Origin of the sequence: Agarivorans sp. DSG3-1, from assembly GCF_046774965.1 — a bacterium.
Lineage (GTDB): Bacteria > Pseudomonadota > Gammaproteobacteria > Enterobacterales > Celerinatantimonadaceae > Agarivorans.
The window spans coordinates 369,073-391,841 of the sequence record NZ_CP177241.1 but is presented as its reverse complement, the minus strand read 5'-3'; the positions used below and the strand labels follow the sequence as shown (position 1 = coordinate 391,841).

Sequence of the window (22,769 nt, the reverse complement as noted above, 5' to 3'; positions counted from 1 at the left end):
TTGTTTTAGTAAGCCAGATAACCTTGGGAAATGCCTTTAGTGACTACACTCACTGCGTCATGTGCATGTAAGCTTTCTAAGTGATTCACTCGTACCCAAAAATCGGCGATGTCTTGAGTTTGATTTAGCGTGTGTTGTAAGCGGCGAGCCGCATCTTCACAAAACATTAAGTTTTGCCCATTTAGGCGAGCAAACTCTTGTTCGTCTTCACGTTTAACAGCCGCTTGTACCGGCGTTTTTAGGCTGTTTTCTACCGCATCAATTAAGCTAATGAGCGGCAAGTCACCGGCTTGTTCACTTAGCTTCACTTTGATTTGAGCAATACTGCGCTGGCTGTGAGGCGTGGCTACTATGCCTTCGTTACTGCCTAGCCATTGATGTACTGCTTCGCCAGATACCTGTTGCTTACCAAATTTGTCGGCAAAGGCTTCTTGAATGAGTTGTCTAGACAAGGCTGCCGAACACGGGCAGGTGGATGAATAAGGAACTTCTACTGATAATTCAATATCAGTAAGGCCTTGGCGGCGAGTGGCTTTTATTTGGGTAGGGTAGGCTTTCCAACCCGTTTTGCCCGACAGTAAAGATTGTCGACGCAGGTGGTAGTCAAATTTGAAGCTAACTTGCGCCTGGTCACTTAATTCTTGATGACTCTCAATAAACTGATCCAAAACGTGGCCCAATCCCGCATAATCCAATACGTCTTGGTTAGACAGTTGGTCCAGTATCAAATAAAGGCGCGACATATGAATACCTTTCGCCTGTGGGTCATCCAAGCTAACAAAGGCTTCAATGTGAGCACTAACGCGACTAGGCGCTTGGTCTTCAAATGCCAACATAATCGGCATTTCAATTTGACTCATGCCTACCCAATCCAATTTACCTTCGGTTTGGGCGCGGCTTGAATTCGCTATGTCAGGCATTACAGTAGACATGCACTTAGTACTCCACAGGCTTAATGCGCAAGGCAACTCAGTTAGCGCATTGGGTTTACTCGAAAAAAAGATGGGCTGTTATACCATAAAACCTAGTTTAATATTAACCATCTTTATCCTATGGATTTGATGTCAGTAGCCTTGGTTACTGCCTGTAAGAAAAGGAATCGGCTGGAATGACGCCTCTTAAGAACTTAGCCACTTATTATGTTCATCTATTATCTCGACTCGGCATTGTTAAATTTAGTATCAGCTTAGCCAGCGCGGTTATTTTGGTCGCCTTAGCGATACAAATGAGTGTGACCTTTGCGCTTACCGGACAAGTTTCGGCGGTTGATCTTATTCGCTCGGTGTTTTTTGGTTTGATTATTACTCCTTGGGCGGTGTTTTTTATGTCGGTGGTGGTGGAGCAAATTGAGGACTCACGGCAGCGCTTAAGTAAGATGATCCGCAAATTGGAGAAAATGCGGGCGCGTGATTTACAGCTAACCAATAAGCTTAAAGCCAACATTAGCCAGCTTAACAATGAAATTGATGAGCGAGAAAAAGCCGAAGCAGCACGTGGCCAAGCCATTCGCAACCTTGAGCAAGAGGTTAAGCAACGCCAACAAGCTCAGCAAGAGCTAGAAGAGCATTCCGCTTTGCTGCGCAGCTTCATTGATAGCTCGCCAGACTTAGTCTATTACCGAAATGAACAAGGTCAGTTTTCTGGCTGTAACCTAGCGCTAGAGCAGCTAGTAGGGCGCTCGGAGAAAAAGCTCATCGGCTTAACCCCTTATGACGTTTATCCAGAAGATATCGCGGACAAGATTGTCGAAACCGACCATCAAGTGTTTGATAACGATGAGCAGCTTACTTACGAACAATGGCTGGAATATCCCGATGGCCGAAAAGCCTTTTTTGAGCTGCGTAAAGTACCGTTTTATGGGCGCAACGGTAATCGCTTAGGCTTACTGGGTTTTGGTCGCGATATTACCGAGCGAATGGCCCATCAGGCTAATATTGAAAAAGCCAACCGCGACAAAACCCAGTTTATCTCAACACTGAGTCATGAACTGCGCACACCATTAAATGGTGTTGTGGGTTTAAGCCAAATGTTGCTCGACACCCCGCTCGATGATGCGCAGCGCAAACATGTAAATACTATTTTGCTTAGTGCCACTACCTTAGGGAATATTTTCAACGATATTATTGATTTAGATAAGCTTGACCGTCGCCGTTTTGCCGTTTCGCTAGAGCCTATGGACTTTAAAGCTCTGGTCACTGACATCGAAACCTTGACCGAGATGCAGTTGCAAAGCAAAGGCCTAGATTTTGTGTTTGAACAAATCGGCCCTATCCCCTCAAGCATAGTGGGGGACCCAACCCGCTTGCGCCAAGTATTGTGGAACCTTACGCATAATGCTGTGAAGTTTACTGAAAAAGGTGAGGTTGAGCTTACCGTGAAAGCTCAGGCAGTGGATGAGCAACAGGTACAGCTAGATATTAGTATTCGAGATACAGGACCGGGTATTCCTGAAGATCAATTAGAACAAATTTTTGCCATGTACTATCAGGTTGAAGGCAGCAAATCGGCCACTGGTACAGGGATTGGTTTGTCGGTGTCGCGCCAACTGGTTCGGGCTATGGGCGGAGATATTTCTGTGACGAGCGATGAGGGTGAAGGCTCTTGTTTTACCGTGAGTTTAGTTGTGAAGCTTGACGCGATTCCCGATGAAGCGGAACAAATTGATCATCCACCATTAGAAATTTTGCTGGTGGAAGACGTAGAGCTAAACGTCACTATTGCTAAAGCGCTGCTAGAGAAACTTGGCCACTATGTCGTGGTTGCCATGACCGGTAAAGAAGCGCTAGCGGCCTTTGAACCAGACATGTTTGACTTGGTTTTACTCGATATTCAATTGCCTGATATGACCGGTTTTGATATTGCTAAGCAATGGCAGCAGCAATATCAGGCAGCAGATTTGCCGCCATTAGTGGCGCTAACGGCTAACGTGGTAAACAGCAAAAATGAGTTTGCTAAAGCCGGCATGGTAGATGTGATTCACAAGCCCATTAACCAAAATGCAGTGGTGCATTGTTTTAATCAGGTATTTGCGATTGGTGAAGAAGCAGTCGTCGAAGAAATAATTAGCCCCAAGCAAGCCTTGAGCCGCAGCTCATTACCGATTCTTGATTTAGATCTGGTGGAGCAGTTTTGCGATACCATTGGGGTGAAAGTGCTGAACGATAGTATTAACCTGTTTAAGCAGGTGATGCCTGATTACATGAAAATCTTAGAAAGTAATTTATTTGCCAAAGACCAAGATGGTATTGCCTCGGAAGCGCACAAAATTAAAGGTGCGGCAGGGTCTATTGGCTTAGCGAGGATCCAACGTTTAGCCAATAAGATTCAATCGCCAGAGTTACCGGCTTGGTGGGATAACGTAGAAGATTGGATACTTCAATTAAGCCATGATTACCCAGAAGACCTAAAGCTACTAGATAAAGCCATTGGTGACTATTCCACATCTGTCGATTAACTCACTATGCCCTAGTTAACAGCGCTAACAGGCATTAAGCGCTAGGCTAGGTTCACTAGCAGTAAAATCATTACTGGGCAGAGTAGGCTTAAGATAAAACCGCTAGCGATGGCGGCAGGCACCAATTGGTTGCCTCCCGCACGTTGTAGCATAGGCAATGAAAAGTCCATAGCGGTTGCACCGGCGTAACCGATAGTCGCCGCTGACGAGCGCTGCATTAAACTGGGAATAAGCAGCAAGGTTATTAACTCTCTACTCAAATCAGCAAAGAAAGCGGTGCTGCCAATCAGTGGTGTTGTGGCTTTGCTCAGCAATGCACCCGATAAAGAGTACCAGCCAAATCCGCTACTCATGGCTAAACCTATATTGATCGGCAGTTCGAATAGGTAAGCGGTTATTGCTCCCGCGGGTAATGAACTCGCCACTACCACTAGCGCAATGATTAAACCACGCCGATTGAGTACTAATTGACGCAAGTTAATGCCAGCACTGCGCAGCTCAATACCGATGCAAAAGATTAAGATGATTAACGCGTATTCTGCCAATACTGATTGGGCGGGTAGGGTTTGTTGGTAGCTTATGCCTGCTAATAAACCAACCACTAATAATGCAATCAGCACTAGTGGTTCTTTAAACATGGCCAACTTGCTATTGCTTTTTCGATGCTGAGGCTCAGCCTTAGGCATGGCTAAGTAGCGACCCACAAAATACAAAGCAGAAAGGTTGAACACCAATAGCAAGCCGACTAAGGTGGCTGCTTGGCTAAATAACTGAACAATGTTTTGCCCAAGATTCTCGATAAAGGCTAAGCCGTAGCCCATTAAAAATAAGATCAGGTACAACATCCAGCTACTTAGTCGGCGAACAGAGGCCAAAATGGCGGGATGTTTTACAGGAATGACATACCCTACAATTAATGCACCTAAAATCATTAATAAGCTGCTATACATCTCTGTGTCCTTACTCAAGCGGAGCTGAAATATAGCAGCAAAATGAAACTCTCACCAGTGAACAACTAGCGCATAGTGTCGACAGTATTTTGTAGAGGGTTATTTTTTATTAGCAGAACGAAAAGGCAGGCTAAGTAAACCGCTAAGTTGTTGGTTATCCTCAGCCTTTGGCCAATGGCTTAAACCAAAACGAAGACCAGAATGGCCTTGCTGAGGCTGTGCCACATAGCTATTAAACAGGCGGTCCCAAATGGAAAGGTTAAAGCCGTAGTTTGCATTGTGTTCATGGCGAAACCGCGAATGGTGTACTCGGTGCATATCAGGAGTGACCAGTAGTTTTCTGACAACGGCATCTAACTTAAGCGGCAGTTTTAAGTTGCTGTGATTAAACATCGCCATGCCGTTAAGGATGACCTCAAACAAAAATACCGCCATTACTGGTACACCCAGCAACACAATAAAGCCAAGTTTAATCAGCATTGATAGCACTATTTCAATGGGATGAAAGCGCAGGCCTAAGCTGACATCGTAATCGGGGTCGACATGGTGCATGCGATGTACCCGCCAAAGTAGCGGTATAGCGTGAAATAAACGGTGTTGCCAATAAATGGCGCAATCTAGCAATACAATGGCTATGGGAATGCTTAAGTAAGGAGATAAGGGGAGTTGATTGAGTAAACCAAACTGGTGTTGAGCGGCCCAATGGGCGAGGGCTAGCGTTCCGATGGGAAAAATAAGTTTCATCACTAAGCCATTAATCATTATTAAGCTTAAATTGGCTGGCCAACGTTGTTTGCGAGAAATAACTCGAGTATGCCTAGGCCAGAAGACTTCTAGCAGCATAAAAAGAACTAATAAACCGGCGAATATCATGAGTCGCCACAGATCGAGAGATTGCATAAGCCGAAGTATACTAAGCGTCATTGAAACAACAAGTAAAGCTACGCTAAAATGACAATAATCAAAATAAGGGAATTGACTCTTATTTGAGGAGAGCAACATGGATTTACAAAATTGGTTAAAAACCGCAGCTCAATCCTTCGATATGCAACTTGGCATTATTAGCCGTATTCAAGACAACCGTTATGAAGTGTTAGCCGCATACTCCAGCCTAGATTTAGTTAAAGCGGGTGACGAGTTTCCAGTGGATATGACCTATTGTGCTGATGTAGTTAGCAAAGCCCAAATAATGGCCTATCATCAAGTAGGGGCAATGACCGAGATGTGTTTGCACCCTTGTTACCAAGCTATGCACTTAGAAAGCTATATAGGCACGCCACTTTTGGTTGATGATTGTATCGTCGGTACCCTTAACTTTTCATCCCTAGAGCCCAGAAAACAAGGATTCTCAGAGCAAGATAGGGAAAAAATTCAACAACTAGCGGCTGAATATCTAAATTTTTCTAATTCTCAAGTTGATTAAACTTGTTAAAGAATTTACATTTTGTTCCCCTTTTTTGATAGCGATAACAATCTACACTTTTAGAGCAGGCTATTTTCTTTGTTTGCTTTAGTATTATTAAGTAATCGTAAATCCTGCTTCAGGGAAGAACATAGTATTTATATGAGTGATGACTGAGCCGTATGACGAGCCCAAAAACCGATATTCGAACTATCGAGATTGATGCCTTAAAAAAAGGCATGTATGTGGTCTCTATTACCAGTCAATCTGGAAAAACCAGCGTAGCCCAATCAGGCCGAATTACCCAAGCCGAACAAGTAAAGTTACTTAAACGCAAAGGGGTAAAAGTGGTGTCGGTAGATTGGTCTCGTAGCGTTTTTGAAGACGATAGTTCCCAAGCAAAAACCACCGAAATTAACTCCGCGAGTAGTAAGGTTAAAAAACTTAGCGGCGAAAGCGAAAAGCTTGCCGCCAAAAAGTTGTTTAACGAAGCCAAAAGTTTACAAACTAAATTTTTTAGGCAGCTACAACAAGGCGAACCCATCGACATTGAGCCGATGGAGCGTGCCGCAGAAGGCTTAATTGACTCTTTAGAAAACCAAAGTGGTGCGATGTTGTGTTTGGCTAAAATTAGGGCCAAAGACAAATACCTGATGGAGCACTCCTTAAATGTAGGCATGTTACTGGCGTATTTTGGTCGCTCCTTAGGGATGAGTAAGTCGGTACAAAAGCAATTGCTTATGGGTGGAATGCTGCACGATATAGGTAAAATTAATACGCCTGACGAAATCCTGCATAAACCTGGCAAACTTACCGACGACGAATTTGTCATCATGCGTGAGCATGTTGTACACAGCCATAATATTCTTAAGGTGCAGGAAGGCATTAGCAAAATCATGCTGGAGATCGCCAGCAACCACCACGAGCGTTTAGACGGCTTAGGTTACCCTAACAAGCTGAAAGGTGAGCAGTTGTCTAGCTACACCCGTATGGCTAATATTGTGGATTGTTACGACGCTCTCACCGCTGACCGTGTTTATAAAAGTGGTATGCCACCTACAGCGGCGTTCCGTATCTTACTGAGTGGAGTAGGCACCCAGTTTGATAAAGTGTTAATTGAGAAATTTATTCGCTGTATGGGGGTTTACCCAGTAGGCACTTTAGTGAAACTCAAATCCAAGAAATTGGGTGTGGTGGTTGAGCGTAATGAGCTGAAACCCTTACAGCCTATTATTAAACTGGTTTTTAATGCCGCGACCAATACTCATACTGAGGTTAAACTTATAGATTTAAGTAAGTACAGCCATGAAGAAATTGAGGGCGCAGTATCGCCCAGGGATTATGGTATTTCTTTAGATCGGTTTCTTGCAGAATAGAAAAAGGGTTAGCTGCTAGGCTAACCCTTTTAGTATTAGTGGTGATGCTTCATCTTATGCATCACTTTGTTTATTGGTACTTGCAGTTGTTGTTGGCTACCATCAGAAAAATCGAGAGTTAGCTGCAACTCTTCACCTTCTTTAAACGGTATCTGCAAATCAAACAACATTAGGTGTAAGCCGCCGGGCTTAAGCTCCACCATTGTGTTGGCTGCTACTTTTATTTCCTTTACTTGGCGCATTTTCATCACATCGCCGTCCATTAACATTGTATGCAGTTCAACCCGCCCTGCGGCAGGCGTCGCTGCAGCTACCAAGCTAATGACTTGGTCTCCGTGGTTATGCATGCTCAGAAAAATAGCGCTTGTGGGAGCATTTGGCGGGGTGGCGCGGGCATAAACCTCTTTAACTACTATTGAGCTTTCAGCAGCAACACTATAAGCACTGAATAAGAGGCTGAAAATTAGCAAGAATGGTCGCATAAATAGTCCTTGTTATTGAGGGAGTAACTGCTGAATTTTGGCGACAACAGGAGCTGGGTCTAAGGTATGAGGAACTTTGGCTAACAGTTCTCCATCCGCATTGATAAAATAAAAGAAAGAGCTGTGGTCTACGCTGTATTCAAGTTGTGAATCAGGGGTTTCTACGTATTTGTAATAAACCCCTAAGGCTTGAGTTAACCCTAAAAGTTGCCCTTCTTGTGGGCTTAAACCAACAATGTCTGGGTGAAAGTAACCTGCGTAAGTGCTTACCGTAGCAGGGTCATCTCGTTTAGGGTCAACACTAACAAACAAGCTTTGTAGTTGCTGGCGTTGCTCTTCAGACACTTCTTGTAAAGCTGCACTCAATATTGCCAGTGAAGTAGGGCATACGTCAGGGCAATGGGTAAAACCAAAATAAGCGATATAGAGCTTTTTGTCGGCACTAAGCTGGCTAAAACGGCCATCACTGCTTTCAATCTTAAATAGACTGGTTGGTACGGTTGCAATCACTCTGGCTGAAGCAGTTTGTGTAGAGGGTTCAGGCGGGGCTGAGAACCATTGAAAGCTCATTACACCAGCTAAACCACTGACTATTATCACTGCTATCCATGCTAGGTATTTCATTGACTATCCACCTCAAAACTTAGGGCCACAGGACGTTTAGGATCAAGTGACACAATTTCAGCGCGCCAGCGCATTTTTCCAGTATTACAAATGGGCAGCAGCAAGTCGGCTTGGTACAGTCCATTGTCATTGGGCTCTAAACTGACACTGACTTCACCCATGTACATCTCAACGCCTTGCAAACTAAGCGTTAATGGTGGCGGGTTTGACTGACTAGTACTGAGCTGTATTTGTTGCACTAACATTGCTGGCAAGCTATTCGTTGGTAGTTGTAGTTGCCATTGTTGATCGGCGACTTGCCATTCACAGCTTGCGTTTTGCAATTGTTCACAGTGACTAAACTCAACACTTGCTAATTGCTGTTGTTGCCAGTAACTAATACCTAATCCAAGGCCAAATGCGCCAGTAATTACTGCTAATACCAGTAACAATTTTTGAATTAAACCAGTCATTTATGCTTCCATTGCGCCGCTAAGTTTACGCCACTACTACAGGTAGAGCTAATCTACTCTGCTTGAATTAATCTCTCAAGCCTTAATAATTAAATAGCCTTAGAGTGAGAACTATTTATGATTTACTGGGTCTGCTAATAAAAGGGAGTGTTTATGCAAAACAAGTTTTTCCGTTGGTCTAGCGTGCTGTTACTGAGCTTTCTGCTAGCGGGTTGCGGTATGCGTTTTGTGTACAACAACCTTAGTTGGTTAGCCTATTGGTATATCGACGATTATGTGGATATGAATAGCGAGCAACGCGCAGTATTCAAACCCATGCTTAGCCAGTGGTTAGATTGGCACCGTGGAGAACAACTACCGATTTACTTAGCCCAATTGAAGCTGTTTAGGGCGCAAGTAAACAACGGCATTAGTCAGCCGCAATTGCTTGAGCAAGTTGATGCGTGGCGTGAACACTATCGCGTTTTGGCCTCTTACGTATATCTTGATGTTGCTCAACTGGCGCAAACGGCTTCTCAGCGGCAACTTAACGATTTTATGAGCAAACTGGCTGAGCAGCGAGATGATGCGGATCGTCAACAAAGCCATTACGACTACCGCGTTGAGCACTTATCTAAAAGCGTTGATCGTTGGTTAGGTAGTGTAAGCCCCCAGCAAGAACAAGTTATTCAGCACGTGGCTATGCAGTTGATTGATACCCGACCAGACTGGCATACGGTGCAAAGTAAATGGCAGCAGTACCTAGCCTTTTCTTTGGGGCAACAGCGTACAAGTGATAATTTTGAACAGCAGTTTTATGTATTAATGGTTAACTCTGAGCAGCTGTGGCCACCAGGATTAACGGAAAGACTCAAGCAAAATCAAGTATTGTGGGCGGGTAGTATGAGCGAGGTTCTTGCGTTGGCTAATAAAAAACAAAAGCGTCATATCTTGGCTAAGATAGACGCTTATATTGACGACGTGCAATCACTGCTTGAAGACAAGTCGGAGCCAGTTAAACCTGCCGTGGTAGCAGGTTTAATTGAACAGTTTGCTGTTAAGCAGCCACTTTTAGTGGCGAGCTGTTGTCTTGGCGAAACTGCACTGGGCGACCAACAGGTAAAATAGTACGGCCGTATTCTGCGTTAAGCACTTGAGCCATTGCAAAGTAGATAGCTGATAAACCACAGAAGATACCTTCGAAGCCAGCAATAGTGCCAATCAGTTCACTGCCAGTAAAATCACGTAGTGCAAGCAATGCAAACAAAATGGTTAAGCTACCAAATACAACTTGTTTAGCGGTTGGGTAACGCAATGAACCAACAAACATAAACGCAGTGAATAAGCCCCATAGTGCTAAATACCAACCCATAAATGCATGTGGGCTGGGCTCTGCTAGGCCCATCTTAGGCATGATTAACAAGCCAACTAGGGTTAGCCAAAATAAACCGTAAGAAGTAAATGCGGTAGTACCAAAAGTATCACCACGTTTGAAACACATAATGCCAACAATTACTTGTGACAAACCACCATAGAAAATGCCCATGGCCAAAATCATTGCATCAATCGGGAAAAAGCCAGCATTGTGAATGTTCAGTAAAACGGTGGTCATACCGAAACCCATTAATCCAAGTGGTGCTGGGTTAGCGGTAGTAGTATTGCTCATAGTATGTGATTCCAATAAAAAGGTGAAAAAGCGCTCGGCTTAAACGGGTGTGCATTATCTGAGCGAGCTTAATCTATCGATGTGATCTAGATCAATCTTTTCTTGGGTTTTTTGTTAAATTGTATGACTAATTAATTCCACCTTTTGTAAACCCTAAAATACAGACAAGGACTTAGCCTAAAATATGCCACATTGCATCGTTGAGTATTCCAAAGATCTTCCCACTACATTCGATATAGAGCAGGTACTTTTGAGCTTGTTCGAGGTATTAAAAGACAGTGCCGAGTTTGAAGAAGCATCAATAAAACTGCGTGCTATCGCTTACCCAGATTTACTCAGCGGTTTAGATGAACATAGTTTTGTACATGTTCGCCTGCATATTTTATCGGGGCGAAGTACTGCACAAAAGCGGGCGTTAACCGAGGCAATGGTTGAACATTTGTCACCTCAGCTAAACATGGTGAAAAGCTTAAGCGCTGAAGTGGTGGATATTCAGCGCGAAAGCTACAGCAAGCGAGTTATTTAGTTGGTGTTGTCTAATGTAAATTTGTCGAGCAAGGTGAGGCGAGTTAAGGCCAGTTGGGTAGGGCCTTGCTGTTGCTTGATAAAACGCAAACAGCCAATTTCACAAAACGCCAGGTCACTAGCCACTGGATAGAGGTTAAAGCTAAGTTCGTTGTCTTGTAAATCTTTGCATAACAAACGGAGGCCTTGTGCTTCGCAGTTTGCGATGGTGACGTAGTCTTGCTGATTGCCATAGTCTCCAGCGAGTGCGCTAAGGTCTAGTTGTTGGTTGGTGGGTAAGTGGTAATCGCTATTGTGCTGCTCAAACATCCAAGTCCAAAAACTAGGGCTGTTATAGAGGTCTTGCCAAATGTTATGTGGGTGCTGCGGATACCAAGTGGTTTGCAGCATGGCTTGGCGTGGCATGTGGGCGAGTTTTTCGGCTAATTCCAATGAAAACTCAGCCGGAATCACTTCATCTTTTAGCCCATGCGCTAACCAAATAGGTAAGTAGTTAAGGCGTTGGTAGAGCTCTTCGCATACTGGTCGCGGTGGCGTTTTTAGCGACCAAGGTGCCAAACGGTTTGGATCTCCTGCGGCCAACACACTTAGCGCGGCAAAGCGCCTTGGTTGAGCGAGGGCTAGATTCATTGCGCCAAATCCCCCCATACTTAAACCACTTAAATAGATGCGGCTTTTGTCGATGTTAAATTGTTGTTCAATTTCATCGAGCAAGCTAATGAGCTCGGCAATCGCCCAGCCTTCTCGACCCTCGGGTACATGTGGGGTGATGCAAATGGCGTTTAGGTGGTGCTGCTGTAGATAGGCATTTGGCCCAAATTCTAATAAGTGCTGTATGTCTTGGCCTATTTCACCGCGACCATGCAAAAACAACACTAAAGGATAAGCGGTATTAGAGTCTAACTGGCTAGGTTGGCTTACAAGGTATTGGTAGGAAGGACGCTGCTGATGAGTATGTTGCTGAACCGAGAGAGTATGAGAATGCGCTGAGTTCACGTTAAGCTCCTTTTTGCTTAATACCTAACGTGAACCATCATAGCGAGATAAAGGGATTAAAAATAGAGACGAACCACTGATTCCACAACACAAGCAGGGCGACGACAACCTTCAATTTCAACGGTAATCTCTTTTACCAACTCTAAACCACGTTTTATTGGCGATACACGGGTTAAACGGGTGCGGGCACGAATGCGGTTGTTCACCTTTACTGGGTAAGGGAAACGCACTTGGTTAATCCCGTAATTCACCATCATTTTAGCTGAAGGGTAAAGCGGCTTGTCTGGATCCACGCTCTCGGTTAAGGCCGGCAATAAAGACAGAGTGAGAAAGCCGTGGGCAATGGTTGATTTAAAGGGGGATTCTTCAGCTGCGCGTTGAGGATCGGTATGTAACCACTGATGATCTTTTGTCACATCGGCAAATTGATTGATTCGGTCTTGAGTGACACTTAGCCACTCACCAATATGAATCTCTTCGCCTAACTGCATCGATAACTCTTCAAGCAGTGCTTCAGCTTTTGGGTGTAACTCAATCGTTTCTTTAAAGCTAGCTTGTTGCTCGCCATTGGAGCTTAGCTGGTGCTCTTTTACCCAGTTAACTAATTGATGGTGATGGGCTTTATTAAGAAACTCTATCCAATAATCACGAATGGCTGGAGACAACCAATCTTTAAGTTCAAATGGGTTTTGAGCCAACATTTCACGTTTTTTCTTAATAAAATCAACTACTTTCATCTTTAATTCCTAATACATCTAGGCTCAACTGTGGGCATATTCTAAGATAATCGACTAATCAGTCAAATAAATCTGTCGGCTATCTGTCAGTAACTGTATTCAAATATAGGCACAGTCGATCTAGTCGGCAAGGCTGTAACTAAGCAAATTAGTCACAGTAGACAATAGTTTAGCTGATTATCTCAGCCAAACTTGCAGGTCGCGAACAATTCTATTACCACTAAAAATGGGATGTGGATCTTCGATTGGGTCTAGCGCAAAGTAATCGCGTTGTTCTTCTGGCAAGGCGTGATAACTGCCCCACACTTGATAGAGCCAGGCTTCGGCATCCCAAGATAATTGCTGCTGCTGATAATACTCTAATGCAGTTTGCCCTGCAGCGCTTTCTATAACGCCGAGTAAGTAATCCTCAACGTCTTGCTTAATCCTTTGCTCTTGCAAAGAGAATTCATCAACACTGGCGAGAGAGACGGCATGCTCAGGCTCACCATCAGGTTTATGGGGTTGTCGCTGTAAGTGAATTTGGCTTACTGCATACAGTAAGTCTTGCTCGTGTTCAGGGTTGTGAATATCAACGCTGGCGCTGTTAAGTAAGGCTGGTGCTTGGTTGAATAAGCTCGCAACGTCTACCTGATTGGTGGGGTCTTGCGGGCTAAAATCTGGATGCTGCGCATGAAACAGCTGCAAGCCTTTTAGTAAACGAGATTTACCGCGTAGCTCACGAAAACGTCCTAATAAGGTCAGCAGTCGCGTCTGTACCACCGCCAGTTCTTGCGTACAGTCAAATACTGCTTGGCTTAAGTTAATTGCTAATACTCGGCGCAGTTCCCGAATATCACCAGCAATTTGGCTCAAGGTATCAAAGTTTAGTAGCGATAAACTGTCGAGCAATTCACCTACTTGTTGTTGAGCCAGTTCGTTCTCGCGAATTTTTGCGCTTAAGCTTGGTACATAACCAAACTCATTGTTAATACGGCTCCAAAGCACCCTTGAGCTGTGTCGCAAGCTTTCGGTAAGGCTATAGCTATGTTCGTTCAAATCACTGAGATAAACGTCTGCAGCGGCTAAGTCACCAATGTGCAGGGCTTCTTTATAATGCGCGGCGAGAGTTTTAATTGTTTCTAGGCGCGAACCAACGTTGGCGTCAATTTGGCGATTACGAGTATCGCTTAGTGCTTCTTCGAGCAATGAGCGCAGGTTAGAGCTTAAAATCAAACCTTCGTCGGCAGAAGGACGCCAAATAACTCCGGTTTTAAGCAGTGACTCAACTTGTTTGCTATCAAGTTTGGCTTCATCCAACTTGCCGTTCACATAAGCATGCATCAAGCTCTCGCCATGGCGAGCCAGTAACTTAAATAGTTTTAACCCGGCTTGTTGCAGGTGTTGGTTCACAGTAGTGGCTCCTGCTGACCAATCGCATCCATGGCTTGCTGTTCTAAGCCTAAACCTTCGGCTTCATCAATAAAGCTGATCACTTCAAAAATGTAATCCACTTTTGCTGTTGCAATATAAATTTGCTTTTCTTGGTTAGGGCGCACCAAATAGCCTTGCTCACACAGCCGTTTAAAAATCTGTTTTAATTGGCCGTCAACTTGCGTGCTAGTAGAGCCAAACAACCTATATTGGGAAATTTTAGCTAACTGCTCTCGCAGCGCTGGCGTATCTTCCACTACAGTTTGCAGCTCACTTAAACGTAAAGCGACACCTGTGCTAATGGGGGCGTCTTGGCCCTGTGCTTCTTGGCTCAGTATTAGCCACTCGGTGAGCGGCAATAAGCTACCGGCAATATCACTAAATTGTTGGCTAATCACTTTGTGTTCGCTATCGCCTAACTCGCGATAGGCGCAAAAATACAATTCGCCTTCGCAAGCGCTAGCTAAACGGCGGTTAAGTACATGCAAGTGGCTGTCGATACGTTCGCGGTTGGCTTCTTGTGCCAAAAAGGCATAACCATCTTCATCGCTAATTTGGCAAATAAACTGCCCGCTTAACAAGGCTTCTAATACTCGGCCAGTTTCGCTCATGCCGGTGGCGCTTAGTTTGCTCATAGTTCGGCCTCGCTAGCAGCTTGTTGGGTGGCTTTAGCGGCTTGCGCAGCTTTAATTTTTTCTTTTAGTAAGTTGACCCGTGGCTGCACCACCTGAAGCTGACGCTTCTCGCGGTTAATAATGTAGCGGTGGGTAAATAAATCTAATACTTCAGATTCTGGGTTAGGGAAGGCACCTAGAATGCGAATTTGGTTATGATCACAAGCATCGAAGATCTTCTTCACATTGCTTTGGTGCAAGGTGCCTAGTTCATCTATCGGCCAGTGAATATAGGTATCAGCGTTGCCACGTAATAAGCGAGTAAAGGCCAATAAAAACTTACACAAAATAAGGTAGGCCATACCATGACTACTGGATTCGTTGAGTTGGCGGTCGGTTCTAATCACCAAATCGCTGTTGCCTTCACGCAAGGTGAGTTCAATCAGCAATAAGCGAGAAACGCCCTCTTTAAGCGCGCTACGGCCAATAATGTCTAAGGCAACACGCATGCTGTTGGCGTAGTCTTCGTTTGGCAATTGGTTAAAGCCTTGTTGCTGCCAGCGCTGGAAGTTATCTACAAAAGCTTTTAGCTCGTCCCAAAACTCTAGTTCGCTAATTTTAGAGCGAATAATTACTGCAGAATCAGACACCCCATCAAGGCTTAAGTCTTCACCAATTTCGCGTGTAATACGGCGGCTTTGGCTAAGAATGCGTTGGTCGATGTCGCTCAAGTTCTGGTAGAAACTGCTAATGCTCATGCCTAGGTTGCGGCCATGGTCGATCAGCCCTTGTACTTTTTGTGGTACTAAACCATTCAGCAGTTCTGATAAATGCGGCACCAACTCACGATAAGCGAGAGTTGGTTCACCGTCTTCGCTGTGCCTGCGGCAAGCGGCACGCGAGCGCTCCCAGGTTTCACTAAGATCAGAGCCCGCTTGCTGGGCTAATAGGCTATCGAAGTGACGTACCGACTCATTTACTTGTTCTAGTTGTTGGTTACGTTGCTGAATTTGCTGCTCAGCTTGGCGAGTTCGTTCTGCGGCAGACCCACCGTTGCCGTCGCCCTCAGCTTTATGCTGCGGATGAGCAACTAAGGCCAACTGCTTTATTTTGCGTAATAGGTTCTGAGTGTGTGCATGTTGCTGCTGCACTTGCTCAAGCTGTTGTTTGAGCTGGCTTAGGCTAGCTTGCTGAGTATCTCGCTGTTGCTTGTAGGTGGCGAGTTGCTCATTAAGGGCTTGTTTAGCGGTGCTTTGTTCTTGGCGAGCTTTTGCCAGTGCATCATTAAGCTGAGGCTTTTGATTTAGCCAGACTTGCTGGTGCCAAATCTTGTACTCGCTCACTTCATCACGATACTGCTCAGCATCTTGAATTTGCTGACTAAGTTGGCGTTTTTGTTTGGCTAAATCAACGATTAATTGGTCGTCTAAACCTTGCGCTTGTAGTTCGCCACGATACCACTGTTCAGATTGCTTTAAGGCTTGTTTAGCCTGAGCTTGGCGCTGGCTTACGGCATCTTGTGCTTGGCTTAGTTGCTCGGCTAGGGCGTCTACTTTTTCTTCCCACCAAGCCATTTTCTCTAACTTGGCTTCTTGATGTTGTTCGCGGATCTCTTCGAGATACTCTTGATGCTGAGACTGCGCGTTTTGCAGGTAGCTTTTAAGTTTAGCCTGTTGCTCGCGCGCTTCACTTTGGCGCTGTTTAAGGGCGCTTGAAAAGCTCTCTTTGAGTAGCTGCTTTTCTTCTTGTAAGCGTTTTAGTTTATCTTCGCTGTTGTGATGAGTGGCAGTGGCTTCGGCAACGCTTAAATCTTGCTGTTGCACCGCTTTGTTGGCTTCACTCAGTTCGGCTTCAGCTTGCTTCAGGTTTTTTTGTGCCTCTTGAAAAGCGTGTTGAACTTGCTCAAGTTGTTGCTTGATTTGTTCTTCGGTGGCGGCGCATTCTGGCGCTTCAATGGCTTTTAAATCGACCGCTAAGCCAAATACGCTATTGCTGTTGTCATCGCTGTGAGGTTTTAAATCACGGCGGTTTAGCAGCTCTGGATTGATCAACTTACCAATGCTTTGTTCCCACTGAGGGTGTTCGCTGCGTAAATGAGCCAATAAGCTGCCATCGGCCGGCTGTAAGCTATCTTTTAAGACGCTAAGTTTACCCTCTAGTTGGCGACTATTTTGGCTAGCGCTAGTAAGTTGCTGGTCGGCTAGTTGGCGTTGCTGCTTAAGGGTTTGCAGCTGCTCTGAGTGCTGGCGTAATTGGCTAGATAATAGTTGCTGTTGCTGGCTGGCTTCATCAAGGCGATTATCCATGATGTTAAGCTGGCGGCTTTCATCTTCGGTATAACCCATTTGCAAGGTGCCAGCTTCTAGCTGGGCCAGTTCCAACTGGTGTTGATGCTGTTGTTGCTGAAATTTGGTTTCTAGCTGGCTTAACTGTGCTTGCTGCTGTTGTTGCTCGCTACTCAATTCTGCTTGCTGTTGTTGTTTCTCTTGGTTTAACTGCTGCTGTAACTGGTCTTTGTTTTTGTGCAGCTTGTTTAACGCGGTGTTTAACTGCTCGTTAATCTCACTTTTACGCTGATTAAAGTGGGCTTCAATATCGCTATGTTGCTCGGTGAGTAGCTGGTGGCGCTCGCTTACTTCGCGAACCTGTTCACGCCATTGAGGCAGTTGCTCAACGGCTTTAAGTGCCTCTTCAATCTGTTTGTCTTGCCAAGCTTGGTAGTCATCTTCGATGTGATTAAGTTGCTTGTCGAAACTGCTCACATCGGCATTGGCGCTAGAGACGGCTTGGTTTAAATGCTCACGCTGGTTTTGCCATTGTTGCTCTAATTCACTGAGTTCATGTTTCAGCTGATTGAGCTGACGTTGCGCTTGCTCATTTTGGGCAAATAGCTCGCTTTCGTCATTTTGTAGGCTGGTATCTAGTTGTAGGAGTTGGGCCTCGCTAGCGAGTAACTGCTGGTGAATTTGCTCAAGCTTTACAAATTTAGGGCGAATAACTTCGAATTGCTGAATCAGACGGGTTTCTTGGATCCAGGCTTGGGCTTTGTTGGCGTCAACCCAAGTGGGTTTTAGTGTCACGCCTTCTTCCTCTAAGATGGCGGCAATCATCGATTTGATGGTTTCCATCTTGCCTTCTTTAGAGTGCACCGCTTTGGCTAATTTTTCGATATGACGTAAGCCGTGTTTAGGGTCACACATGGCAAACTGGCGGGCGTAGGCTTTTAGGTCACTATCGCCAGCATTTTGTAGGCTGCGGTCATTTTGAATAATGGCGCGATATTCACGAGTATTTAAAAAGCGAGTAGTGGCGAGTTGAGCACCATTAAATTCAAGCTTTTTAAGATGTTGGCCAAGCTTCGCGGGGGCTAAAAACCAGGTGCCTTGCTCGTCTTGTTTCTCAACAAAGTCTTCGAGAACAAAAGGTTTGCGAATAAAGCGGTACTTTACCCCTTGGTCTTCACGACCGGAGGATAATACCACTTGGGCTTGTTGGCCGTTATATTGCTCATACTCGTAAATGATGTAGCTGGCTTCTCGTGGCAAGTACCATCGCTCAAAACTATCACGGGTGCTAGGTACAACTCGGCTAGGGTATTCACCATAGAACACGGGAATAAGACGCTGCAGGGTGGTTTTACCCGAGGCATTGGTTCCACAAATGTTACTGTGTTGGTCGAGTTTTAGTTCTACTACACCGTTAAGGTGAGTATCGATCAAGATGATCCGCAATAAGCCAGACAAAATGCATCCTTTTAATAAGCTAGATAAGCCTACTGTTTAATAAGTGAGTAGGCGCTGCCGCTAGGCAGGGCAATAGCGCAGTTTAACTAAGAAAGGGCATGGAGCGAAGTCTTGTTAAGAGTGTTTGCTCAAAAACTGTTAGTTATCACCAAAAAAACAATGTTGTGCTGTTTTCTTGACTAGTTGTTTAACTATTGCAGATTGTTAGCGCTTGTGGAATACTCCTGCGCCCTTGGGTTCTCTTACCCCAATCATCAAAAAGATAGGTCGTAACAATATGTGGTTTTTACAATTAACTGAGGCCGAGCGCCGCAGTGTTCTTATTTTGGCTTTGTTTCACATTGTGGCCATTGCTGCCAGCAATTACTTAGTGCAATTACCCTTCACCATATTTGGTTTTCATACCACTTGGGGAGCGTTTACTTTCCCGTTTATTTTCCTAGCAACAGATCTTACGGTGCGTTTGTTTGGCGCGAGCCGAGCACGTAAAATTATCTTCACAGCCATGTTCCCCGCCTTGTTGGTGAGCTATTTGGTCTCGGTATTGTTTTATCAGGGCGAATATCAAGGTTTAGCGGGATTATTAGCTTGGAATGGGTTTGTGGCACGTATCGCTTTAGCAAGCTTTCTGGCTTATTCGGTGGGTCAGCTACTCGATGTGAAGGTGTTTGATCGCTTACGCCAATTAAAATACTGGTGGGCAGCCCCTGCTGGCTCGAGTGTATTTGGTAACTTGGTCGATACCATTTTGTTCTTTGCTGTGGCCTTTTATGCCAGCAGCGATGCCTTTATGGCGGAACATTGGTTAGAAATTGCTTGGGTAGATTACGGCTTTAAACTTGCGGTGAATATCGCCTTGTTTGTACCTTTATACGGCATGCTACTGCACTTCTTACAAAACCGCCTACAAAGAACAAAAGTGGCGGCGTAAAAAAAAGAATAAAGCAACCAACAAGCGCGGTTGGTTGCTTGCCAATTAGTTCGCAGCTTCTTGTTGCTGTTTCACTTGAGCGGCGGCTTGTTGCAACATCTCTTCTAGTTTTTTGTGATGACCTTTAGCGACCATTGCGCTGGCTAAGGCGGTTTCACGAATCAAGGTTGCATTAAGCGCTTGGCTCTTTTGCCCCACAGGGGTTTTGTAAAAAGCCACCAATTGCTCCAACTCTTCATCAGTAAAGTGCTTTAAGTATACCTCTGCAATTTTTGGTTTCATTTCATCCCAAGTGAGGTAAGTCTCGGCCCATTGATTAAGTACCGGTTCAAATTTACTCAGCGGTGGGTTTTGACGAATCAATGCTTTATTGAGATTGGTGCGAATAATCTGCATTTGCTGTTCGCTGTTATTGAGCTCTAGCAAATCATTGATAGGGGCAGCTTGTAGTGAACAACTGGCAAGTACTAAGCTGGCAGCAAATAGCTTTTTCATAGGTTCTTCCTTGAAGGCACGTGTTGATAATGGCTTATCAATAGTTCAAATCTTAGGTGTTTAGCCTACACCTTCTGTCATGGTGGGGAAAGGATTGTAATAGCAGTACACGCTGCGCTTGCGTTAAAATAGTGGGCTTGTTAAGGGATAAACCGAGTTATTGTTATATGGCGAAAGCAAAGCACCAAGTAAAGCTGCACAGCTTTGGAATTTATAATAAGTGGGACAGCGATACCAAAGCGCTGCCTCAGATTACTGAGTTTACTACTCAGGTTGAAGCGCAAATAGATGTAGAATTTGGCCTTATTGTGAACATTAAAAAAGCCAAAGGTCAAAAGGTGCGTTACTGCATTTACCACCCTGATATTCCTGATTCCGATGGTCAAATCATGGCTCCCTTTGATGGGGAAGAATATGTGCGCAGCAATGATTGGGACTTTTACCTAGGTGACACTATTTGGCCACCGATTAGTAATAAGTTAGGTACCTGGCGAATGACTTTGGAGTTAGCTGGCGAGCTGATTGCGGATAAGTCTTTCGAGCTATTTCAAGATAGCCCTGGAGACCCAGCGCAGTTTTACCGTAAACGCGGTATGTAAAGTACTTAGGCTAATGGGCAGTTAAGCATCCAGTTAATAGCAAATTGGTCGCACACTCGGCCAAATCGCGCTTGCCAGAAAGTATCTTGTAGCCCCATGATGATGTCGCCATTTTCCGAGAGCTTGTTAAACACCGCTTGCTGGTGGGCTAAATCGCTAAAATTTAGGTTTAGCTCTATATTTCCGGCACTTTTTAGTTGCTCACCGGGCATGCCATCAGAACCCATAAACTCCAGCTCTCCGGCTTTAAAATGACAATGCATTATGTTGTTAAGTAACTCGCTGGGAATAGGCATATCGGTTTGTGTATCGCCAAAGCGCATTAAGGCTATTACCTCACCATCGAAACACTGCTGGTAAAAATCCAAAGCTTGCTCGGCTTTGCCGGCAAAATTAAGGTAGGGAATGATGGTTTGCATAGGCATTTCTCCAATGCGCAGTAAAAAGAAAGGGAGTAAATACTCCCTTTGGTATTAGTTGAGACTAGTTATAGTCTTCATCAATGTATCGTTCTAACTGCTTTCGTTCGTTGTATTCATCAATGCGACGACGGGCACGGGCCTTGTCGCGTTGGTTTTTGTGACTTTTTGCGTTATGGATCAGGTCTTCTTCTTCCCATTCGTCCATATCGTCATAGCGTGATCGTTTCATAAGCTTGCTCCAAGCCTTATTTCATCGGGACTGATCAGCCCAACTTCTTGATTTTCTCGCGGTTGCGAGACACGCAAAATGTGCAGTAAAAAGTATAGTAGGTAAAATGAATATTTTGTTACTGCAGTGTTACCGCTAAAGTGACCCACAATCTCTCTTAAGCGCTTGTCAGTTAGCTCTTGATTAGAAGACAAAAATCCCACTGGCTGCTAGCTTTAGAAATCGATAAAACTGAAAACAAGTAGAGCTTATCTTCACTTATTGTTGGTTTTTTGCTGTAAAAGTAAATTTTAAAGCGATTTTCTTTCTAATTGTTCGAAAGCTTTTTCACATAAAATTCAATTTTTTTCGACACTTTTTTAAGCGATGCTATAAAAAGAAGAGATTGTTGAACAATGTACAAGGAGAGCTGGTGAGTATTCGCAATACTGAACAAGGCTATGGTTGGGTAGCTATTGGCTTACATTGGCTGGTAGCGTTGAGTGTATTTGGGCTTTTTGGCCTAGGCTTGTTTATAGTTGACCTTAATTACTATTCTAGCTGGTATCAAACTGCGCCAATGATCCATAAAAGCGTGGGTATATTGTTATTTATGGTGATGTTGTTTCGTTTGCTGTGGCGTGGGCTTAATCCGCACCCAGTAAGCCCAGAGAATCATCAGCAGTGGGAAAAAACCGGCGCTAAAGTAGGCCATTTCCTACTTTATTTAATACTGTTTTGTTTAATGATTTCGGGCTACTTGATTTCAACAGCCGATGGGCGCGCCATTTCAGTATTTGAATGGTTTGAGATCCCTGCAACCGTGACTGGAATCAATCAACAAGAAGAACTGGCTGGAGATGTTCATGAAATTCTAGCGTGGACATTAATCGCCTTAGTTGCTGGCCATGGGTTAGCAGCACTTAAACACCATTTTATAGACAAAGACAGCACCTTAGTTCGGATGTTAAAACCCACTAAGTAAATCGACTAAAAGGGACAAAAAATGAAAACACAGTTAAAAGCCGCTTTGCTACTTGCTAGCACAATGGGATTGGCTTTACCGGCCAGCGCTGCCGATTACACCATTGATACTCGTGGCGCGCATGCTTCAATCAATTTTAAAGTGAATCACTTAGGCTACAGTTTTGTCGTGGGGCGTTTTGATACCTTTAGCGGTGATTTTAGCTATGACCAAACAGCGCCAGAAGCGACTAAGGTTAATGTGAAAATTGATGCCACTTCAGTCAACTCAAATCACGCAGAGCGTGATAAGCACATTCGTAGCGACGACTTTTTAGCGGTAGATCAATTCCCTGAAGCTAGCTTTAGTAGCACTAAGTACCAAGCCAACGGTGACGATGGCGGCAAGCTATACGGCCAACTTACCCTTCGTGGTGTGACTAAAGAGATAGTGATTGACGTCACTAAAGTTGGAGAAGGTAAAGACCCATGGGGTGGCTACCGCGCTGGATTTGTAGGTTCTACAGAGTTGGTAATGAAGGACTTTGGCATTCCTACAAACTTAGGTCCAAGTTCAACCACGGTTGCGATGGACTTGGTGATTGAAGGTATCAAAAAATAAGCAATGTGTGAGGCTGTCCATCTGGGCAGCTTTTTATGCTTTACAGTTATCTCCCTCCTAACGCTTTCTGCAGCCCGTAAATATGATTATATTAGCTTTTGTTTAGTTTTCTCTGA

24 protein-coding genes are annotated in these 22,769 nt (G+C 44.5%); 9 read left to right on the top strand and 15 right to left on the bottom strand.

The annotated features are described in order from the left end of the window. Positions 1–5: 5 nt before the first annotated feature. A complete protein-coding gene (gene folE2, locus ACLD71_RS01880) occupies positions 6–932 on the bottom strand; it encodes a GTP cyclohydrolase FolE2 (protein WP_411992691.1) in 927 nt (308 codons plus the stop codon). 176 nt (positions 933–1,108) lie between these two features. On the opposite strand from folE2, the gene arcB reads away from it, so the two are divergent. After that, entirely contained in the window at positions 1,109–3,454 is a 2,346-nt protein-coding gene (gene arcB / locus ACLD71_RS01875) for an aerobic respiration two-component sensor histidine kinase ArcB (RefSeq protein ID WP_411992689.1), read from the top strand. A 41-nt stretch (positions 3,455–3,495) separates the two neighbouring features. Here arcB and ACLD71_RS01870 read toward each other — a convergent pair whose 3' ends face one another. Continuing rightward, positions 3,496–4,404 (bottom strand): lysine exporter LysO family protein, encoded by a 909-nt coding sequence (locus ACLD71_RS01870; protein WP_411992687.1) that lies wholly within the window; start codon positions 4,402–4,404, stop codon positions 3,496–3,498. Positions 4,405–4,503: 99 nt separating this feature from the next. Next, positions 4,504–5,148: a sterol desaturase family protein gene (locus tag ACLD71_RS01865; protein ID WP_411992685.1), complete on the bottom strand. Its 645-nt coding sequence runs from the start codon at positions 5,146–5,148 to the stop codon at positions 4,504–4,506. 256 nt (positions 5,149–5,404) lie between these two features. On the opposite strand from ACLD71_RS01865, the gene ACLD71_RS01860 reads away from it, so the two are divergent. Both ACLD71_RS01860 and ACLD71_RS01855 read left to right on the top strand, forming a co-directional pair. After that, positions 5,405–5,827: a GAF domain-containing protein gene (locus ACLD71_RS01860; RefSeq protein WP_137674004.1), complete on the top strand. Its 423-nt coding sequence runs from the start codon at positions 5,405–5,407 to the stop codon at positions 5,825–5,827. 161 nt (positions 5,828–5,988) lie between these two features. Next, a complete protein-coding gene (locus ACLD71_RS01855) occupies positions 5,989–7,182 on the top strand; it encodes an HD-GYP domain-containing protein (protein ID WP_137674005.1) in 1,194 nt (397 codons plus the stop codon). 35 nt (positions 7,183–7,217) lie between these two features. Here the strand turns inward: ACLD71_RS01855 and ACLD71_RS01850 are convergent, their stop codons facing one another. From ACLD71_RS01850 to ACLD71_RS01840, 3 genes are read right to left on the bottom strand one after another with little or no spacing between them, the layout of a single operon-like run. Next, positions 7,218–7,664, bottom strand: coding sequence for a copper chaperone PCu(A)C (locus ACLD71_RS01850; RefSeq protein ID WP_411992684.1), 447 nt, complete (start codon positions 7,662–7,664; stop codon positions 7,218–7,220). A gap of 12 nt (positions 7,665–7,676) precedes the next feature. Then, positions 7,677–8,288: an SCO family protein gene (locus ACLD71_RS01845; protein WP_411992683.1), complete on the bottom strand. Its 612-nt coding sequence runs from the start codon at positions 8,286–8,288 to the stop codon at positions 7,677–7,679. Continuing rightward, positions 8,285–8,740 carry a hypothetical protein gene (locus ACLD71_RS01840; protein ID WP_137674008.1) on the bottom strand — a complete coding sequence of 152 codons (456 nt, stop codon included), beginning with the start codon at positions 8,738–8,740 and terminating at the stop codon, positions 8,285–8,287. Before ACLD71_RS01840 ends, ACLD71_RS01845 begins: the two co-directional genes overlap by 4 nt. 153 nt (positions 8,741–8,893) lie before the next feature. Between ACLD71_RS01840 and ACLD71_RS01835 the strand changes: the two genes are divergently transcribed. After that, positions 8,894–9,847 (top strand): DUF6279 family lipoprotein, encoded by a 954-nt coding sequence (locus ACLD71_RS01835; RefSeq protein WP_411992681.1) that lies wholly within the window; start codon positions 8,894–8,896, stop codon positions 9,845–9,847. Here the strand turns inward: ACLD71_RS01835 and ACLD71_RS01830 are convergent. Continuing rightward, positions 9,777–10,385: an acetate uptake transporter gene (locus tag ACLD71_RS01830; RefSeq protein ID WP_137674010.1), complete on the bottom strand. Its 609-nt coding sequence runs from the start codon at positions 10,383–10,385 to the stop codon at positions 9,777–9,779. The two genes, ACLD71_RS01835 and ACLD71_RS01830, sit on opposite strands and share 71 nt — an antisense overlap. Before the next feature lie 184 nt (positions 10,386–10,569). On the opposite strand from ACLD71_RS01830, the gene ACLD71_RS01825 reads away from it, so the two are divergent. Beyond that, complete coding sequence (locus ACLD71_RS01825) at positions 10,570–10,911, top strand: 5-carboxymethyl-2-hydroxymuconate Delta-isomerase (protein ID WP_137674011.1); 342 nt, start codon at positions 10,570–10,572, stop codon at positions 10,909–10,911. Here ACLD71_RS01825 and ACLD71_RS01820 read toward each other — a convergent pair. The 5 genes from ACLD71_RS01820 to ACLD71_RS01800 all read right to left on the bottom strand — a co-directional run bounded on the left by ACLD71_RS01820 (position 10,908) and on the right by ACLD71_RS01800 (position 18,413). Next, entirely contained in the window at positions 10,908–11,906 is a 999-nt protein-coding gene (locus ACLD71_RS01820; RefSeq protein WP_411992679.1) for an alpha/beta hydrolase-fold protein, read from the bottom strand. The two genes, ACLD71_RS01825 and ACLD71_RS01820, sit on opposite strands and share 4 nt — an antisense overlap. 56 nt (positions 11,907–11,962) lie before the next feature. Continuing rightward, on the bottom strand, positions 11,963–12,643 hold the full coding sequence (locus tag ACLD71_RS01815) for a MaoC family dehydratase (protein WP_137674013.1): 681 nt from the start codon (positions 12,641–12,643) through the stop codon (positions 11,963–11,965). Between the two features lie 177 nt (positions 12,644–12,820). Continuing rightward, positions 12,821–14,035, bottom strand: coding sequence for a phosphoenolpyruvate carboxylase (locus ACLD71_RS01810; protein ID WP_411992677.1), 1,215 nt, complete (start codon positions 14,033–14,035; stop codon positions 12,821–12,823). Next, entirely contained in the window at positions 14,032–14,691 is a 660-nt protein-coding gene (locus tag ACLD71_RS01805; protein WP_411992675.1) for a condensin complex protein MksE, read from the bottom strand. Before ACLD71_RS01805 ends, ACLD71_RS01810 begins: the two co-directional genes overlap by 4 nt. After that, complete coding sequence (locus tag ACLD71_RS01800) at positions 14,688–18,413, bottom strand: ATP-binding protein (protein WP_411992673.1); 3,726 nt, start codon at positions 18,411–18,413, stop codon at positions 14,688–14,690. The genes ACLD71_RS01805 and ACLD71_RS01800 overlap by 4 nt, the downstream gene beginning before the upstream one ends. 277 nt (positions 18,414–18,690) lie before the next feature. Here ACLD71_RS01800 and ACLD71_RS01795 point away from each other — a divergent pair, with 277 nt between their 5' ends. Further along, positions 18,691–19,344 (top strand): 7-cyano-7-deazaguanine/7-aminomethyl-7-deazaguanine transporter, encoded by a 654-nt coding sequence (locus tag ACLD71_RS01795; protein WP_137674017.1) that lies wholly within the window; start codon positions 18,691–18,693, stop codon positions 19,342–19,344. A gap of 45 nt (positions 19,345–19,389) precedes the next feature. Here ACLD71_RS01795 and ACLD71_RS01790 read toward each other — a convergent pair whose 3' ends face one another. Further along, on the bottom strand, positions 19,390–19,839 hold the full coding sequence (locus ACLD71_RS01790; protein ID WP_137674018.1) for a DUF2059 domain-containing protein: 450 nt from the start codon (positions 19,837–19,839) through the stop codon (positions 19,390–19,392). 167 nt (positions 19,840–20,006) lie between these two features. On the opposite strand from ACLD71_RS01790, the gene ACLD71_RS01785 reads away from it, so the two are divergent. Continuing rightward, positions 20,007–20,438 carry a DUF3859 domain-containing protein gene (locus tag ACLD71_RS01785; protein ID WP_411992671.1) on the top strand — a complete coding sequence of 144 codons (432 nt, stop codon included), beginning with the start codon at positions 20,007–20,009 and terminating at the stop codon, positions 20,436–20,438. 5 nt (positions 20,439–20,443) lie between these two features. Here the strand turns inward: ACLD71_RS01785 and ACLD71_RS01780 are convergent, their stop codons facing one another. Both ACLD71_RS01780 and ACLD71_RS01775 read right to left on the bottom strand, forming a co-directional pair. Further along, on the bottom strand, positions 20,444–20,857 hold the full coding sequence (locus ACLD71_RS01780; RefSeq protein WP_137674020.1) for a VOC family protein: 414 nt from the start codon (positions 20,855–20,857) through the stop codon (positions 20,444–20,446). A 64-nt stretch (positions 20,858–20,921) separates the two neighbouring features. Next, entirely contained in the window at positions 20,922–21,089 is a 168-nt protein-coding gene (locus tag ACLD71_RS01775; RefSeq protein ID WP_411992670.1) for a PA3496 family putative envelope integrity protein, read from the bottom strand. Between the two features lie 412 nt (positions 21,090–21,501). Here ACLD71_RS01775 and ACLD71_RS01770 point away from each other — a divergent pair, with 412 nt between their 5' ends. Then, complete coding sequence (locus ACLD71_RS01770; protein WP_411994818.1) at positions 21,502–22,053, top strand: cytochrome b; 552 nt, start codon at positions 21,502–21,504, stop codon at positions 22,051–22,053. 21 nt (positions 22,054–22,074) lie between these two features. Beyond that, on the top strand, positions 22,075–22,653 hold the full coding sequence (locus tag ACLD71_RS01765; protein WP_137674021.1) for a YceI family protein: 579 nt from the start codon (positions 22,075–22,077) through the stop codon (positions 22,651–22,653). Positions 22,654–22,769: the final 116 nt, after the last annotated feature.